Source organism: Robertmurraya kyonggiensis, assembly GCF_005116465.1.
Lineage (GTDB): Bacteria > Bacillota > Bacilli > Bacillales > Cytobacillaceae > Robertmurraya > Robertmurraya kyonggiensis.
On record NZ_SWBM01000004.1, the window covers coordinates 75,131 to 88,722 of the forward strand.

At 40.0% G+C, this 13,592-nt stretch carries 27 protein-coding genes; all 27 read right to left on the reverse strand.

From position 1 onward, the window contains the following. Positions 1-15: 15 nt before the first annotated feature. The 27 genes from FA727_RS16255 to FA727_RS16370 all read right to left on the reverse strand — a co-directional run bounded on the left by FA727_RS16255 (position 16) and on the right by FA727_RS16370 (position 13,516). Entirely contained in the window at positions 16-318 is a 303-nt protein-coding gene (locus tag FA727_RS16255) for a segregation and condensation protein B (RefSeq protein WP_136832616.1), read from the reverse strand. Positions 319-351: 33 nt separating this feature from the next. Next, entirely contained in the window at positions 352-828 is a 477-nt protein-coding gene (locus FA727_RS16260; RefSeq protein ID WP_136832619.1) for a phage major tail protein, TP901-1 family, read from the reverse strand. Positions 829-839: 11 nt separating this feature from the next. Continuing rightward, positions 840-1,247, reverse strand: coding sequence for a tail completion protein gp17 (gene gp17, locus FA727_RS16265; protein WP_136832621.1), 408 nt, complete (start codon positions 1,245-1,247; stop codon positions 840-842). A 5-nt stretch (positions 1,248-1,252) separates the two neighbouring features. Then, entirely contained in the window at positions 1,253-1,588 is a 336-nt protein-coding gene (locus FA727_RS16270) for an HK97 gp10 family phage protein (protein WP_136832623.1), read from the reverse strand. Further along, positions 1,578-1,925 carry a hypothetical protein gene (locus tag FA727_RS16275; protein WP_136832625.1) on the reverse strand — a complete coding sequence of 116 codons (348 nt, stop codon included), beginning with the start codon at positions 1,923-1,925 and terminating at the stop codon, positions 1,578-1,580. The genes FA727_RS16270 and FA727_RS16275 overlap by 11 nt, the downstream gene beginning before the upstream one ends. Further along, positions 1,922-2,254: a phage head-tail connector protein gene (locus FA727_RS16280; RefSeq protein ID WP_136832627.1), complete on the reverse strand. Its 333-nt coding sequence runs from the start codon at positions 2,252-2,254 to the stop codon at positions 1,922-1,924. Before FA727_RS16280 ends, FA727_RS16275 begins: the two co-directional genes overlap by 4 nt. A 1-nt stretch (position 2,255) precedes the next feature. Continuing rightward, positions 2,256-2,570, reverse strand: a complete 315-nt coding sequence (locus FA727_RS16285) for a hypothetical protein (RefSeq protein WP_136832629.1) — start codon at positions 2,568-2,570, stop codon at positions 2,256-2,258. 29 nt (positions 2,571-2,599) lie between these two features. Then, positions 2,600-3,514 carry a hypothetical protein gene (locus FA727_RS16290; protein ID WP_136832630.1) on the reverse strand — a complete coding sequence of 305 codons (915 nt, stop codon included), beginning with the start codon at positions 3,512-3,514 and terminating at the stop codon, positions 2,600-2,602. 13 nt (positions 3,515-3,527) lie between these two features. After that, positions 3,528-4,193 carry a DUF4355 domain-containing protein gene (locus FA727_RS16295; protein ID WP_136832632.1) on the reverse strand — a complete coding sequence of 222 codons (666 nt, stop codon included), beginning with the start codon at positions 4,191-4,193 and terminating at the stop codon, positions 3,528-3,530. Between the two features lie 187 nt (positions 4,194-4,380). Next, positions 4,381-4,596, reverse strand: coding sequence for a hypothetical protein (locus tag FA727_RS16300; RefSeq protein WP_136832634.1), 216 nt, complete (start codon positions 4,594-4,596; stop codon positions 4,381-4,383). Then, positions 4,587-4,892: an ImmA/IrrE family metallo-endopeptidase gene (locus FA727_RS16305; protein WP_136832636.1), complete on the reverse strand. Its 306-nt coding sequence runs from the start codon at positions 4,890-4,892 to the stop codon at positions 4,587-4,589. The genes FA727_RS16300 and FA727_RS16305 overlap by 10 nt, the downstream gene beginning before the upstream one ends. 1 nt (position 4,893) lies before the next feature. Next, a complete protein-coding gene (locus tag FA727_RS16310) occupies positions 4,894-5,193 on the reverse strand; it encodes a hypothetical protein (RefSeq protein WP_136832638.1) in 300 nt (99 codons plus the stop codon). Between the two features lie 11 nt (positions 5,194-5,204). Beyond that, positions 5,205-6,128 (reverse strand): minor capsid protein, encoded by a 924-nt coding sequence (locus FA727_RS16315; RefSeq protein WP_136832640.1) that lies wholly within the window; start codon positions 6,126-6,128, stop codon positions 5,205-5,207. Beyond that, positions 6,128-7,432, reverse strand: coding sequence for a phage portal protein (locus FA727_RS16320; protein WP_136832642.1), 1,305 nt, complete (start codon positions 7,430-7,432; stop codon positions 6,128-6,130). The genes FA727_RS16315 and FA727_RS16320 overlap by 1 nt, the downstream gene beginning before the upstream one ends. Next, positions 7,433-8,653, reverse strand: a complete 1,221-nt coding sequence (gene terL, locus FA727_RS16325; protein WP_246041936.1) for a phage terminase large subunit — start codon at positions 8,651-8,653, stop codon at positions 7,433-7,435. Positions 8,654-8,816: 163 nt separating this feature from the next. Continuing rightward, positions 8,817-9,287, reverse strand: a complete 471-nt coding sequence (locus FA727_RS16330) for a transposase (RefSeq protein ID WP_136832644.1) — start codon at positions 9,285-9,287, stop codon at positions 8,817-8,819. A 55-nt stretch (positions 9,288-9,342) separates the two neighbouring features. After that, positions 9,343-9,891 carry a hypothetical protein gene (locus FA727_RS16335; RefSeq protein ID WP_136832645.1) on the reverse strand — a complete coding sequence of 183 codons (549 nt, stop codon included), beginning with the start codon at positions 9,889-9,891 and terminating at the stop codon, positions 9,343-9,345. 211 nt (positions 9,892-10,102) lie between these two features. Further along, positions 10,103-10,624 carry a hypothetical protein gene (locus FA727_RS16340; protein WP_136832646.1) on the reverse strand — a complete coding sequence of 174 codons (522 nt, stop codon included), beginning with the start codon at positions 10,622-10,624 and terminating at the stop codon, positions 10,103-10,105. A gap of 28 nt (positions 10,625-10,652) precedes the next feature. Further along, a complete protein-coding gene (locus FA727_RS24105; RefSeq protein WP_158318898.1) occupies positions 10,653-10,823 on the reverse strand; it encodes a hypothetical protein in 171 nt (56 codons plus the stop codon). 11 nt (positions 10,824-10,834) lie between these two features. Next, positions 10,835-11,116, reverse strand: coding sequence for a hypothetical protein (locus tag FA727_RS16345; protein WP_136832647.1), 282 nt, complete (start codon positions 11,114-11,116; stop codon positions 10,835-10,837). Continuing rightward, positions 11,109-11,270: a hypothetical protein gene (locus tag FA727_RS24110; RefSeq protein WP_158318899.1), complete on the reverse strand. Its 162-nt coding sequence runs from the start codon at positions 11,268-11,270 to the stop codon at positions 11,109-11,111. The genes FA727_RS16345 and FA727_RS24110 overlap by 8 nt, the downstream gene beginning before the upstream one ends. Before the next feature lie 142 nt (positions 11,271-11,412). Beyond that, positions 11,413-11,697 carry a hypothetical protein gene (locus FA727_RS16350; protein WP_158318900.1) on the reverse strand — a complete coding sequence of 95 codons (285 nt, stop codon included), beginning with the start codon at positions 11,695-11,697 and terminating at the stop codon, positions 11,413-11,415. Positions 11,698-11,727: 30 nt separating this feature from the next. Then, positions 11,728-12,387 (reverse strand): hypothetical protein, encoded by a 660-nt coding sequence (locus FA727_RS16355; protein ID WP_136832649.1) that lies wholly within the window; start codon positions 12,385-12,387, stop codon positions 11,728-11,730. Next, entirely contained in the window at positions 12,384-12,524 is a 141-nt protein-coding gene (locus FA727_RS24115; protein WP_158318901.1) for a hypothetical protein, read from the reverse strand. The genes FA727_RS16355 and FA727_RS24115 overlap by 4 nt, the downstream gene beginning before the upstream one ends. After that, on the reverse strand, positions 12,517-12,744 hold the full coding sequence (locus tag FA727_RS16360; protein WP_136832650.1) for a hypothetical protein: 228 nt from the start codon (positions 12,742-12,744) through the stop codon (positions 12,517-12,519). Before FA727_RS16360 ends, FA727_RS24115 begins: the two co-directional genes overlap by 8 nt. Next, positions 12,744-13,217, reverse strand: a complete 474-nt coding sequence (locus tag FA727_RS16365; protein WP_136832651.1) for a RusA family crossover junction endodeoxyribonuclease — start codon at positions 13,215-13,217, stop codon at positions 12,744-12,746. Before FA727_RS16365 ends, FA727_RS16360 begins: the two co-directional genes overlap by 1 nt. Further along, complete coding sequence (locus tag FA727_RS16370; RefSeq protein WP_136832652.1) at positions 13,214-13,516, reverse strand: MazG-like family protein; 303 nt, start codon at positions 13,514-13,516, stop codon at positions 13,214-13,216. The genes FA727_RS16365 and FA727_RS16370 overlap by 4 nt, the downstream gene beginning before the upstream one ends. Positions 13,517-13,592 lie beyond the last annotated feature (76 nt).

Consider the following 13,592-nt stretch of genomic DNA (forward strand, 5'->3'; position numbering starts at 1 on the left):
CACTTTCGACCAGCTCTAACGGAACATAAACCCCAAGTCTTCTTGTAGTTTTTCAACAATCGCCATGTTCGTTGTGATTAATCCATTCTCCTGGACAACCTTATCAAACATCGCTGTAGCTTCACTCTGCTTCACAGGTGTGTTTGTCTTCGCGTCTACTAACCCAAATGAAAAGAGTGATTCAAGTGTCTGATAAGGCATAATGCCATTGTTCTTCGTTACTTCGCCTACAATACTTTGCTTGGTAACAGTCTCAATGACCTTCACCTTCTGAGTGTTAAATTTCAACGTGTATACTGTGTCATTTACGGTAAACATTTACTGTCCACTCCTACTTTTTCTATTTATTTTTTAAGCTACAGGCGGAATAGGTGCGTCTTCTAAATCAACTAAAGCTCCGGTACCAGTCAAGCTGATAGAGTAGGTCACTGCATCATCATAGGGAGCTTCAATCGGGTAAGAGGTTAGAAGCGCCAGGCCACCGAACATATCCGTTTGTGTCTTCTGATTAGTGACTTTGATTAAAACAGGATCGTCACCGTCAAAAAGAGTAGCTAATAGTTTATGAGAGTCATGGTCACGCACGTAAACACCATCATTATCGATGGACCATTCTTTCATACCGACTACATTCTCTTTCCAGCCGCCTTGTGTATCTTTTGAGGTAACCTCAATTGTGTCTTTATCACGGTTAATCGTAAGACCTTGCTGACCTGCAATAGCAATCAGCGTATTACCCGTCACGTCCCATAAAGAAAGTAAAATATCTTTCCCCGCGATGGCTTTATTCAATTTGCCAGTAAGTTCTGTAAGTAAAGCTTGGCTCATTTATAGCCCTCCTAAATTTTCATTTTATAGCCTGAGAACACGACAAAATCATAACCAATAACAGCGTGTTTCGTGCCGTCTGCTTCATCCAAGATTTGAGAAACCCCAGTTGGTACCTGAAGAGTAACCTCGTAATCATCTGGAAGCACAATGTCCTCAGTTAATGCCTCTTCAAGCTTCTGAATAGCTTCGAATACCTTAACGGATCCGCCACCTTCAGCATGCACATGGATAATCACCTGGTACCTATCTTTTTGCATCGTCTTACTTTTTTCGGGAATAGTACCCATCATTTCAGCATGGTAGTAAGGCATTTCCTCATTGGCAGGCACAGCATCATAACACTTCAAACCAGTGTTCGTCTCAATCTTATTTATGACAGCTGCTAAAACAGCGATAAAAGATAATTTTTGTAGCACTTTAACTACTCCTTCATCTTGTCTTTTAAATCTTGCTTATAGATGGGACGCTGGGTGTCGACATTGTTTTTCAAATAATACTGACCAGGAACGTACCCACCGTTTACTAAACGATGTCCAAACTCAACGTGAGGAGCATAATGTTTGAGATACCCAAATTCATCCCCCCGATATTGAGCAGACATCCTTAATTCGTTTGAGGCTACTGGCGTCCCACCTGCGCGCTGTGATCGTGTGTAAATATCTCGAATATTTTTTTCCGAGACTTCTTGGAAATCTGTTGTGCTTTTTTCGAGTAGCTTTCTAGCTAGCCTTTCAGTTCCTTCAAACTCAATCCTCAATTCGCTCACTTCCATATCGATTGACTACTAGAATTCGCCAACGCGAAGTGTCATCACCTTTTATTTCTGTGATGCTGTGGTACTTTCCGTCGAACTTAACCTTTTCAGCAAGGCTTAATTCTGAACGTAGAGCTTTTGTGATGATTTTTCGATTTTCAACCGTCACGGCTCTTTTGTCAGAAGCAAGGTTAATGCTATCTGCAGAAAGCTCTTTATTCGTCCAACTAGAAAAGCGACCCTCGGACTCTCCAATCTGTTCAAGCTCATAGATCGGATTATTTAATGGGTCGCTTCCAATTTTTCGGATCGCAAATAAAAGGAGTGGGAAAAATCTCATAGGAATCTCAACTTCCCTCTATTAGCATTTTCCTGTTTCGCTTTTGTAGCTAAATAGCCATCAAAATCAGGCTGATATTCTTTCAAAAGATCGTCCACAAAAGTCACGCTAAAGGTATCCACATTCTCAGACTTGATTCCCTCGTTATTGGCTTGCGATTTATTCCACATCGCACAAACGACTTCAACTGCCACAGATTCAAGCTCAACTGGAAGTGAAGACTCTCCTATTCGAATATTAATTCGGTCAGAAGCAGTCTTCACCAACTCATCCAGAAGAGCCGTACTAATTTCGGGCTTTCGAATTAAAACCCTTTCTTTAACAGCCATATTACTCACCCTTAAGGGCTTCTTCAGCTGCTAAAGCTTTGTCTTCTCCCTGTACCTTTTCACCGTTGCTTAATAAGAACCAACCGCCACCAGTAGGTTTAGGGAATTCTTCTCCGCCTTCACCATCGATGCCTGGTTCCTCTTCACTTTCAATTTTCTCGATGAAGATTTCTCTTCGTGGATTGCTAAGCGTAGAAAGCTCAGTAAAACGAGCTTCGTCGACCTCTAATCCTTCACGCGGGTAAGCTTCGCCTACTTCGCAAAGGCGCTTATTATCCTTTAAATCAAAAAACGATTTAACTACTTGATAAGGCATTACAACCATTCCTCTCTAAAAATCATTTATTAAACAGCTGGTACTATAGAAACTTTCACTACTCCGTCAAGACGTTCTGCGAATAACTTCACACCAGACAGAGCGATAGTTTCAGCGGTTAGGTTTTGTTTCTGGATATCGTGAGTAACACCGATTAAGCCCAACTCCTCAGTTGTGAAATCGAAAGCTTTACCAATTTCTCCACCACCGATTTCCACATAAGCAAGTACGATGTTTTCTGGAGCAGTTGCATAAACAGTACCTTGTGGAACGGAAGTGTTAATGATGACTACATCAGCGCCTAAGAAATTCTGAATGTATTGTAAGCCAAATGAAGTTTGAACAGTAATTTCAGCTTTCGCTAGATGATCAGCAATATCAAGTGGGTTAACGAAAACAACCGTTTGAGCCGCGTCATCTTCAAATAGGACTTGAATCTGACCCCAAGCTTTTGCAAAGGCACCTTGTAAATTTTCAGCGCTTGCAACTCCAGTTCCAGTAGCCAAGAATCCAAAAAAGTCAGTACGAACGCCTTTTTGAATTTCACGGAGTAACTTTTCGTCTGATTCAACGATCGCTTGGTCATAACCATGCTTTTGAATAGACTCCACAGAAGCAGCCTTACGAAACTTCTTAAATGTCAATTCAATAGTTTTATCAACTTCTGTTTGTACCTTAGAAAGTGGGATAACTTCTCCCTCTGCTACGGCTGCATCAGCTGCCATTGTTACAGTAGATTTGTAGGTTTTAATCGTCATACCGTTTGTGAGTGGCATTTTACGAGTAACCCCAAGAGCCTCAATTAATTTTGAAAGGTTAGAGCCAAAACGCTCTACAAAGTCGATGGCTTGCGCTTTCGCAAAATCTCCCGTTTTAGTTAGATTGGTTTCAGCAAAAAACTGTAAATCAAAACGTAAAGGTAATGCTTTTTTATTAGTTTTCATGAATAAATTCCTCCTATTTTTTCTCGAACAAATGCATGTTCTCACTGATTAATTTTTGACGCTTCAATGGATCCTTTTCTTTCATGATTTCATCCTTGGTTAAAGTACCACCAGGATTCGTGTTTACCTTCGGAGGTTTACCGGCTAATGCTTCCTTCACTTTTGCAGCTACCGCCTCATCAAACGTCTTTTTGAAACTGTTGATATTCTCCAAAGTCTTTTCTGCGTTCTCTGCTAAAAGGAAATCAGCAAATTCAACAGGTAGACTTTCTTTCCCAAGGACAGTAATAGCGTCAGCCTTTAGCTCTTTGCGATCCAACTCAGCTATACGTTTTGCAAGGTCATCTTCACGTTTCTTCAACTCTGCGTCCTTGCGTTCCTTTTCGGATAGCTTAGCAAGGCGCTCCGCCTCTTTCTTCTCGGCCTCAACCTTTGCTTCCCACTCTTTTTCCTTCTTTGCAAGAGCGCTAGCAAGTTTTCGGTCTGCCTCCGCCTCAATTTTCTTTTGTAGCTCCTCTTCGGTCAGCTCTACTTTCTTTGGTGGGTCTGGATTCGGGTTTGGATCTGGATTAGGATCCGGATCGGGATCAGCAAAGAACTGTAAATCAAATCTCGGTAACTTCTTCACAGCCTCAAGGTTTTTCAAACGGTTAGCCTGGTCAAAAACATTTAAAGTCATTATTGGTTCCTCCTATCCCACACACGTATTTTCGACTCTATTTCAAGGCATTAAAAAAAGTCCCAAACACGCTTAATAGCCCATTCACGACTTAATAATGGCGAATCCTATAGATTACTAGAATACCCGTGCACGATTCATATTTTTTTAGCCCTGTTTATAGCGTCTATTGGCTAAAGACAAAAGATTATTCATTTACACTTAAGAAAATGTCATTTTTTGCACATTCAATCATGCCTAACTTTTCTAAAAAGGATATGTCACCACAGGAGCCAGTGATAAACTCGCCATCTTGCTGCATAGCTTGAATCGTGAACCCTTTAAGCTTTCCGTCTCTGTATAGGCTATTGATTTCTTCTAATGCCCACGCTACATCATTTGATACTAAGTTTTTTACAGACATTCTCCTGGCTCCTTTCCAAAAGCAAAAGAGTTATCTTTCAAAACCTGATACAAGACGTTCGATAATCGGCTTACAGTTTCTTCCTCCTGTTCTTGAAACCCTGCTTCTTCCATGATTGCGTGAAACATTTCATGAACAAAGGTTTGTTCTTTTTTATCCTCGGTCATATTAGCGTCAATTTTAATGAGACCTTTGTGGTAAAAAACTTGTCCTTGTACTTCTTGCTCTTCAGCTAACCCCTCAACCTGATTCACCATGTATTCAATACCAGCAATATTAACTTTATTCGGAACCATGTTAGCCCTCCTTGTTAAGAGACTTTTTAAGAATCTCCATTTCAGCCTTGATAGTTTTTTCAAGCTTGTCCAATTTGTCTTGAATGCTACGAAACTGGCTTTTTGTTCTGGCACCATTTAATTTTCGATAGAGCATTTTCATTTCTGCTTGTTTCACTCTTACGCTCTGATTCGTGCAAAAGGCGATGTACTCTTTGTTACAGTTTGGGCAAGTGAAATAGTTCTTTTCGATGCCGTCTATCTGCTCAATTTTCATTTCGATTTCATACTCTTTTTGGCATTCGTCACAAATAACGTTCAAAACAGTCACCTCTAATCATTTTCAATTGGAACTACTGTGGATCTGCAAAAAGCATGAAAAGGTGGATAGTTAATACTCACCTTCGCATCTTCAAAACTGAATTTTTCCCCGTCCATATTTCTGCAGGTTGGGCTTGTTCGGCTATCCAATACAGCCGTAATCTCATAACGTTTAATGCCAGCGTCCATGAAAGCCTGTTTATTGGACTGATTCAGAACAAAGGCACTTTCTGTTACGACTAGCCTTCTGGATTCATACTCACCAACTCCGAAACGGTGACGAAGAGCATTAGACATCTGCTTGTAGTCATCTCCTCGAATCACAGCGTCTCGAATCTCCGTATTTAAAAGGTTGATGAGTCTCTCTTTGTTGCCCCAAATGCGATCAGAAAAATTCTTTCCCTTTATCCACTTGTCAGAGAGTGTCAGTTGCATGGCCGTACTGTTAACGGAGAAAAAAGTAGGAGCGTTCGGCAAGCTTTCCATCGTTGAAAGGTACCCACTCTCGTATGCTTCCTGAAGAAGTTTTTGCATGCCCTCTTCTTCGAAGGTACCGAGCTCAACCAACTTCATCCGGATGTTAAGTTGAAGTCCTTCGAGTCTATTAAGCTTGTAAATGGACTCACGAACAGGCATAAGGTACTTGTACTTCGGATTCCTACGGGCAAATTCGTCATAGTCCTGGTAAAGTAAATCTCGTTCCTTCTCAGTGAGAGACTGCACTAGCTTACGGTACTCGATGACTCCATCTTTGCCGTATTTTCCGTAATAACTAGCAATCTCTTTTTTTAGCTGCTCTTCCACACGTAGATACTCTTTACGCATGCTCTTATCAAGCTTCGCATTCTTTTTGTCCTGGGATTTGAACAGCTGATCCATACGTTGTTCCCAGTAGGTGAATTCTTCTTTTTTCTTCTTAACCTTTTCCTTGGCCATTACTCATCACCAGTAACAAAATCAGGACCAGCAGCTGCTTCTTTTTCAGCTGCGATTCTATCAATCTCTTGCTTCGGATTATCCACGATGGAAAGAACAGAAAGCTGAGTCTCTTTCGAAACAACGCCCTGAAGGTTCTTAGCTGTCGTAGCCTCATCCGCAACGTTCCGAGGAATGTTCCGAGTGTATTTATAGTTCAAGTTACGCCACTCGTCCTTCTTGCTGGCTTCCATATTGGTAGGCAAGTTGAATACCATTTTGAAACGTCGGTTTGTTCCAGAAGTAAACTTTCGCTCTTTCATAGCTGCGAGATTTTTCATAGGCTGCAACTTGAATTCAAGTGCAACCCCCGTAGCACTTCCGAATGACTCATCATTAATATTCGCAACCATGCTAATCTGATATATGAGCCTTTCGAGACGATCAAGTAGATGTTCTTGCGTGGCGTCTCCATCGGGTTTATCCAAGAATTTAACTACAAGTTTACTCGCATCGTCCGTACCGAATAAATTAATAATCCGATTGTCACGGATTCTTGGAATACCTTCTTCGTCTAATTCAGCGCCAAGAATGGCAAGGTAGGCATCAGCAAAATAATCTACATCATTTGCCTTTTCCGAAATAGATTTATCGAAAGCATTAACCAAAGTTTCAACAGATTCAAAAATTGACTGTCTTTCCTCGTTTTCGATGTATTCAATAACAGGAACATCACCGTAATAATTTGCTTCACTCTCCGAGAAAATCAGCCCATCTTTCCCTTCTAAAATAGCCACTATATTATCAGTTTGATAGAGCTGCCCTTTTATGCCATCGTCTGTCTTTTGGTACCTAACAGCAAATAAAGGCCTTTGAGCAATCGTATCATCATAAACAATAAACATATCCAAAGGTGAGTTGTACGTACAGCATGTTTCCGACTCCTCATTCTGATAAAGGATTTCGAATCCATGACCATAAATAGACATAATCTTGCTAAGTTCTGCCTCATTATCAGCCATGTCATTTCGAGTTTGAAACTCATCCACTCGCTGATTCACACCCTCATCATCGTGTGAAACTTTTCTCGGAATCCCGATAAAGTAGCCATTAAAGGTGTCCGTAATGTACTTGGCAAAATTTACGACCAGGCGATTATCAGGCTTATATTCTGCCTTATCGTCCTGGCTTAAAATCGGCGCCTGGCTTTCATATAGATTTTTTAAACGCTGATATCGTGGCAATTCTGCCTGGTGCTTTTTTATAAATTCGTTGACCACTTCTGGTGTGATCTCTTCTTCTGCTGGGAAAATAAAAACGGCCATCTATAACCCTCCTTTGAATGTTTTGACTTGAACACTAGCGCCCATCTTCTCCGAAATACCTGTCAAAGCATCCTGGGCATCATCGTGGGCATTCTTCCCTTCTTTTTGGTACGTCGTCAGAGCCGAATATAATTCTGGCCACTTGTTACGCCAACCCTCTGGAAAATAAACATGTTCCATTACCCAAGTGGCATTAGACAAGATTCTAGCAATCTTGTTTTTGCTCTGGTGGAACCAGTTGACCTTAGTCTTATTGGAGTTGTATTTCTCCTTCAGGATTCGTTCTACGCTGCGGGCATACCCTCGACCACCATTGTTGGACTCTATCCAAACAAGATTAACCTTGTTCTCGTAGAGCTTCTTAGCAAGCAATGGCTCAGTAACTTCCATGCCATCTTTGGTGTAAATAATGTCCAATATGTAAGCCTCACCGTCAAAAGTCTCACCGTAAATGTAAGATGCCAGGTAATCGGAGCCCTGGTCAGCTGTATCCGTGTATGAAGCGATACGTCTGAATGTTGGAAGCTCTGTGTAAGTCTTGAAAGATGGGTAAAGCTTCCCTTTAACGTCAATAGGCTCCTGCTGATAGTTAGCAGAAGCGATATCTTCACCCATTGTCTTGGTCTTTCGGTCATATTCTTTACGGCTTAAAACTTCATCACAAAGCATGCTGCCATTGTCTTGCAAAGCTTTCAAGTTCACATGCTTCACTTTGTATCCAAGCTCAGGCAATTCTTTTAGAGCCCTTCCAGCAAGGTCTAAGGAGTGCCACCTCGTCATGATGAGAATAATCTTACCTCCACTTTCCAAACGAGAAAGCATCGTATTCGAAAACCAATCCCAATGACCGTTAAGTGTGTTCACGTTGTAGGCTTCTTGGGAGTTTTTGATCAAGTCATCAATGATGATATAGTCAGCTCCGAAACCTGTTGCGGTTCCAGTAGGGGACGTTGCTAAATAACTAAAATGGCTGTCACTTAAGGACCATAAATTCATGGCCCCATCTCCCCGTTTAATCGTGATGCCTGGAAAAACGTCACTGTAAACAGCCTTATTCGGATCAGCCTTTATCTCTTGAATCGTGTTCCTCACTGACTTAGAGAAAGTGGTTGAAAGTGTCTCGTTGTAAGAGCCTGTCATAATCGCTAGCTGAGGATCATTCCCTAGTAGCCACTCAACAAAATTACCTGCTGTCCTGGACTTGCCATGACGAGGAGGCATATTGAAAATCAGAACGTCGTCGTCAGACGCTGAGAACGCCTGAAGGTCGTCTGCAACCTCAATCAAATACTTGCGGTTGTATTTATAAAAATCAGGGGACTTTAGATGGCAGTATTCAAAAAAGTCTCTTTTTGCGAGCTCTATCTTTGCCCCCAGCTGTACGTTATTCATGCTTCTCACTTCTTGCTAGCTTTCGAAGTTCCTCGGTTGTGAGCCCTTCGTAAGGGTTCGAAACTTCTAAGCCACCAGAAAGCTCAGTCTCTTTCTTATCACGCCATACATCAGGCTTACGATTCTTAAGCCAGAATATTTGAGCTGTCACGTCTGGAACGACTTCTTTTTTTACGACTTTTCGTTTAATACCATCGCTAGATTTTTCTACGGTAACTTCATCATACGTATAACCTAAAGCTCGTTTTAGTAAAGCATTTTCAACTTCACGGTCAACAACTTCCTTGCCTCTTTTTAAGGCGTTAGAAATGTTAGGAAACTTTTTTATCCAGGCGTAAAGTGTTTCTCGTCTGACTCCCATATTTTTAGCAATCTGTTCATCGGTGAGGCCATCACGCGCCCAGCCCTCAATTTTTAAAATCCCTTCATCAGAAATCCAATCCAGGTACTTACCCTTAGCCAACGACCTCACCTCCAAATTTATGTAATAAAAAAAGCACTCCCGAAGGAATGCTTTACTATCTTAGTTGTTCATAATCTTTTTCATACGAATCAATTATTTTCCCAAGTTTATCTTGATACTGAAAAGCTTTTTCAAACCATTTATCAAGTTCGTTTCTTCCCTCAAAGGAAGAAAAATCTGAAATGTGGGTAAAAAAGGAATTTACCAAATTGTAAACTTCAGCACTAATTTGAGCTGACAATTCCGTAACCCATTCTTCGTTATCATTATAGAATTCTTCTATAATTTCTACATTCTTTTTATAAGGATCTTCTGGTAGTTCATGATAAAGAGCAAAAGGAAAGGCGAATTGTTTTTGTATTTTCCATGAATTTATTATGTCACTTGGCAGTTTGTTTAATCGTTCCACCTTTTCTTGCCTTTTAATCGTCCACATAACACCGATTAATGTTAATGATCCACCTATTATAGCTCCTATGCCTGATATTGCCCCTGAAATAATTCCAGATGCAATTGCTTCTTCAGACGTAATATACATGGTAACTATACCAACTGTAAGTAAAATAAAAAATAATACAACTAAAACAAAGACTACTTTTCTCATAAACACTCTCCCTTTATACAACAAATTCGACAAAAGGAGATATTTTCCTTCTATAACTTTTGACAAAAAAAGCACCTATCCGTAACAGATAAGCGCTTTTCCTGGTTTCTATTATTTTTTCAGTATCAGCTGTTTCCGCAACTGATAATTTTTTCACACTATCATTCTAGCACATTAATAGTGGCACTTTGGTTGCAGTTTTGTCGCAGAATTACTCAAAATGAATAGCATCCACACCGAAAAATACGACAGGTAAATCAGCTATTACCTTATCCAAATATCGATATACCGTAGTCTTATCAATGTTTTCACTTTCTGCAATTTGCTTGATGCTCCACTTTATAGGTGTGAGATATTTTTTTTCGAGAACCCTAAAATATCTTAAATCATCCTGTGTGCAGCTGTTCTTATACGCGTCCATTTTACTACGGATAAACCAGACCATAGCCAAGGATTTCTGTTTGCTTTTCTTTATCGATTCAATCGACTCCAGACTAATAGTACTGACGTCTAAATCTTGAATGGACATCGATTCGAAATCAGAGAGTTCCTCGACAATCTCATCACAATGCAAGACTAAGCCTCGATAATTGCTTAGGAGTAATTTAATATTACGTAAGCGACGATCGTGTTTTATTTTTTCAAGCCTTTTACTCTGATTTTCGAAGTGCTCAATCACTACCTGGGCGGTCGCCTTTGAAATCACTTCTAAATCCTTCTCACTAAGTTTCACGCTATTCACCCACTTTTGTAGTAAAAAACTATATTGCTGTTTTTAGAGCTTCATAGGCCTGTTCGACAATTCTTAGCCGTTCAACTTCCTTCTCTAAATCCTCAATCCGTTGAGCTGCATACAAGCCACTACGGGAACCGCCAATACGAAGAATATCTTTTATCTTTGCATCCATTTCCGGATAAGTTTTAACTTCCAAACTTTCCCCTCCTAACGTGAACTTCCTAAAGTAGGAGCTATCATCCCGATATTAAAGAGACCTTTCGCAAGCTCTTTTGCAAGCCTTTGTTTCTTTAATTCTTCTGCCCTTGCCTGAGCTCTCCCTTGTGCATTAAGCATAGATTCAAAACCTAGAATGATTTTAGTACCAATCACATGGTCAATTTGCATTTCTGGAAAGCCATCAGTTGCATCGTTCAGAACCTTCTGAAGCTGTGCAGCATCCATTCCATCAGTTTCCACAACCTTGTAATATCTGAATGATTCACTCATATTTTTTCAGACCTTTCTTTTGAGCCTCTTCTAGTTCCTTGCCACAATCACCACAGTAATTAGCAGGTAAACTATTCGTCCGTTTGCACCCAGTACATTTAAACTCACCTGACACACGAGGATAATCATATTTTGATTTGTAACTCGTAGACACCCGAGCCAATTCATTTCACCTCTTTTTAGAGAGAACACGTAACAAATCCCTGTTCTCTTTCTCAATAGCAAAAGTAATATTTCTAGCCACACACGGACGTTTATTTGGGTTTCGAGGTGCTTTTCGCATGCAGCTCACTCCTTTAAATTTGAAGGGCTACTTGCTTCCAAAATTCAGATTCACCATAGTAAGTAGCAGTTGCTAATTTCCCTATTTCATCTCGTGAGTATTCAATAGCTTCCCATTCTGTTTCGTCAAAATCGTAACAGCTACAATGATGACCTTCTAAAACTATATAAGTGTCATAATCTTTCTTTAACAAAATATACCGGCTCATTTCGTAATCTGGTTCTGTAGTAAAAGCGACCAGTATATGATGCGGTTTAATATCAAGTGTTTTCCAATCTAGCTTTTTCACTTTACTCACCCTCCTTAGGAAATTCCTTTACTCTTGTATTTAATAAACTCGCAACGGTAAAACTACTGTTTTGACTTGAACATCATCGTTCAAAATAATTGGTCGCATTTGTCCATTAAAATAAATGTTAAGCTGTTCAGAGTTTAATTTGAAATGAGCTTCTAAAGCGTCCCTCATAATTTCTGCTGAGAATGTAATCTTATCGAACTCAGGCTTAATTAACTCTGTGGTTGGCAAAACAGTTTTAAAGCTATTTTCATCATCAACAGTGACCTCTATTGCCACAGAATCATCAGAAAGAATCATTTTCACTGCTTTATTCCTAGTGCCACTTTTCATCATTTTGAGAGTATTATTAATAGATTTAAAGATTTGTAGCCATAGTTTCAGCTGCTCTTTATTTAAAGTTATGGCTTTTTTATGTTTATCACTGCCGATTACCTTATAAAGGTCTGGAAAATCACCTCTAGCAAGCATGTGAGTTTTCGGATTAACCAGACATTGTTCTTTGAATCCATGAATATCCTTGATGTGAATTGCCTTGTGTGAATTTGTCGCAAGAATGTCCCCATTTTTATCATGTAACGCATAAGTTAAAATCGGTCGAGTCAGTTCCTTAGCAACAAACTTCTTTACTACATCGATAGCAACTCCGTATAAATCTTTATGGACGAATTCAAATTCGAAAGTTTTGTTCATAACGTTTCATCCTCCCCATACAATTTTTTCATTTCAGCTTGCAGCTGCTCATCAGAGTATCTTTCAAACACTGAAGGATTTACACCTTGAATAAGTGCCAGCTGCGCCATAATTGACTGTCTTTCTTCGTCAGACATTTTGCTTCAGTCCTTCCATGTAGAAATCTTCTAACCAGAAGAACAACATCACCATTTGATTTTTTACGAGTTTGTTATTTTCGTATTTTTCACAAATGGCAGCCGTTGAATCCATAACCCATTTCCAAAAAGGATCACTGTTCATTCCGTAAGTCGTAGCCACTTGATTCGCTTGCATAATCCACTCTGCTACTTCTGCATAAAACGCTTTATAGTCCATCAAATCTCCTCGATTCGGATATAAATACCTGGTACCTGAGCCCAAAACTTCTCAATGATTTCTGATGCAACCAAAGCATCGTCTTTCCAGTAACCACAATCCGTTAGGCAGTCTTTTAGCATTTTTTGAAGATTGTCTGTATCTGGCTTGGTGTACTTATATTCTCCATCTTCGTGCTTACCCGTAATGGGAAAACACCATTTCGTAATGAGCCTGACTGTCTTTGTGATTTTCTTCTCTGGAACGTGCTGCGCTAAATGACCCACCAATTTTGCACGAGCTACCTTTAATTCTGTCGGTTCATAAAAGACTGGTTTCCCAGTCGTAATATGTACCTTCTTTTGCTGATGGGTCACCGTCGGTGGTTTCATAGGCATGAAAAACTCAATCGTAACCGGATTGTTGTAATCCTCGTAAATATCTTCACCAGTGTCGACGGCAATAATTTCATGTAAATGCTCAGGATAACTCATTCCAAATCAGCCTCTTTCACGAACATGCCATTAATCGTTTTACCTTTTCGATTCTTGATTTCGTCGTAGGCACCTTCGGCACATTCTTCTAATGACGTCCCTAGCTGCATAGATAAAATTGTTAGGACCACCACCATATCTCCGATAGAGTCCTTCACTTGTTCTGGTTTCCCTTTTGCAAGACCCTCGCATAGTTCCCCAAATTCTTCACCTAGCTTTAAAGTCTGCTTCGATGGATCAGCCATGTGCAAATTTCTTTTAACGGCCCAACCTTCAATTTTGATTATTAGGTCTCTCATTTTTCAACCTACTTCCGTTTTACATTTTTTTACTTTTACTTTTTCTTGGCTTATTGAAATTTTGCTTTGTCATGGA

Excerpts from the sequence above, each read along its gene's own strand:
- FA727_RS16255 (WP_136832616.1), bottom strand. The coding sequence starts at position 318 with ATGTTTACCGTAAATGACACAGTATACACGTTGAAATTTAACACTCAG.
- FA727_RS16260 (WP_136832619.1), bottom strand. The coding sequence starts at position 828 with ATGAGCCAAGCTTTACTTACAGAACTTACTGGCAAATTGAATAAAGCC.
- FA727_RS16275 (WP_136832625.1), bottom strand. The coding sequence starts at position 1,925 with ATGAGATTTTTCCCACTCCTTTTATTTGCGATCCGAAAAATTGGAAGC.
- FA727_RS16280 (WP_136832627.1), bottom strand. The coding sequence starts at position 2,254 with ATGGCTGTTAAAGAAAGGGTTTTAATTCGAAAGCCCGAAATTAGTACG.
- FA727_RS16285 (WP_136832629.1), bottom strand. The coding sequence starts at position 2,570 with ATGCCTTATCAAGTAGTTAAATCGTTTTTTGATTTAAAGGATAATAAG.
- FA727_RS16290 (WP_136832630.1), bottom strand. The coding sequence starts at position 3,514 with ATGAAAACTAATAAAAAAGCATTACCTTTACGTTTTGATTTACAGTTT.
- FA727_RS16295 (WP_136832632.1), bottom strand. The coding sequence starts at position 4,193 with ATGACTTTAAATGTTTTTGACCAGGCTAACCGTTTGAAAAACCTTGAG.
- FA727_RS16300 (WP_136832634.1), bottom strand. The coding sequence starts at position 4,596 with ATGTCTGTAAAAAACTTAGTATCAAATGATGTAGCGTGGGCATTAGAA.
- FA727_RS16305 (WP_136832636.1), bottom strand. The coding sequence starts at position 4,892 with ATGGTTCCGAATAAAGTTAATATTGCTGGTATTGAATACATGGTGAAT.
- FA727_RS16315 (WP_136832640.1), bottom strand. The coding sequence starts at position 6,128 with ATGGCCAAGGAAAAGGTTAAGAAGAAAAAAGAAGAATTCACCTACTGG.
- FA727_RS16320 (WP_136832642.1), bottom strand. The coding sequence starts at position 7,432 with ATGGCCGTTTTTATTTTCCCAGCAGAAGAAGAGATCACACCAGAAGTG.
- terL (WP_246041936.1), bottom strand. The coding sequence starts at position 8,653 with ATGCCTCCTCGTCATGGCAAGTCCAGGACAGCAGGTAATTTTGTTGAG.
- FA727_RS16335 (WP_136832645.1), bottom strand. The coding sequence starts at position 9,891 with ATGAGAAAAGTAGTCTTTGTTTTAGTTGTATTATTTTTTATTTTACTT.
- FA727_RS16345 (WP_136832647.1), bottom strand. The coding sequence starts at position 11,116 with ATGAGTGAATCATTCAGATATTACAAGGTTGTGGAAACTGATGGAATG.
- FA727_RS16355 (WP_136832649.1), bottom strand. The coding sequence starts at position 12,387 with ATGAACAAAACTTTCGAATTTGAATTCGTCCATAAAGATTTATACGGA.
- FA727_RS24115 (WP_158318901.1), bottom strand. The coding sequence starts at position 12,524 with ATGTCTGACGAAGAAAGACAGTCAATTATGGCGCAGCTGGCACTTATT.
- FA727_RS16360 (WP_136832650.1), bottom strand. The coding sequence starts at position 12,744 with ATGGACTATAAAGCGTTTTATGCAGAAGTAGCAGAGTGGATTATGCAA.
- FA727_RS16365 (WP_136832651.1), bottom strand. The coding sequence starts at position 13,217 with ATGAGTTATCCTGAGCATTTACATGAAATTATTGCCGTCGACACTGGT.
- FA727_RS16370 (WP_136832652.1), bottom strand. The coding sequence starts at position 13,516 with ATGAGAGACCTAATAATCAAAATTGAAGGTTGGGCCGTTAAAAGAAAT.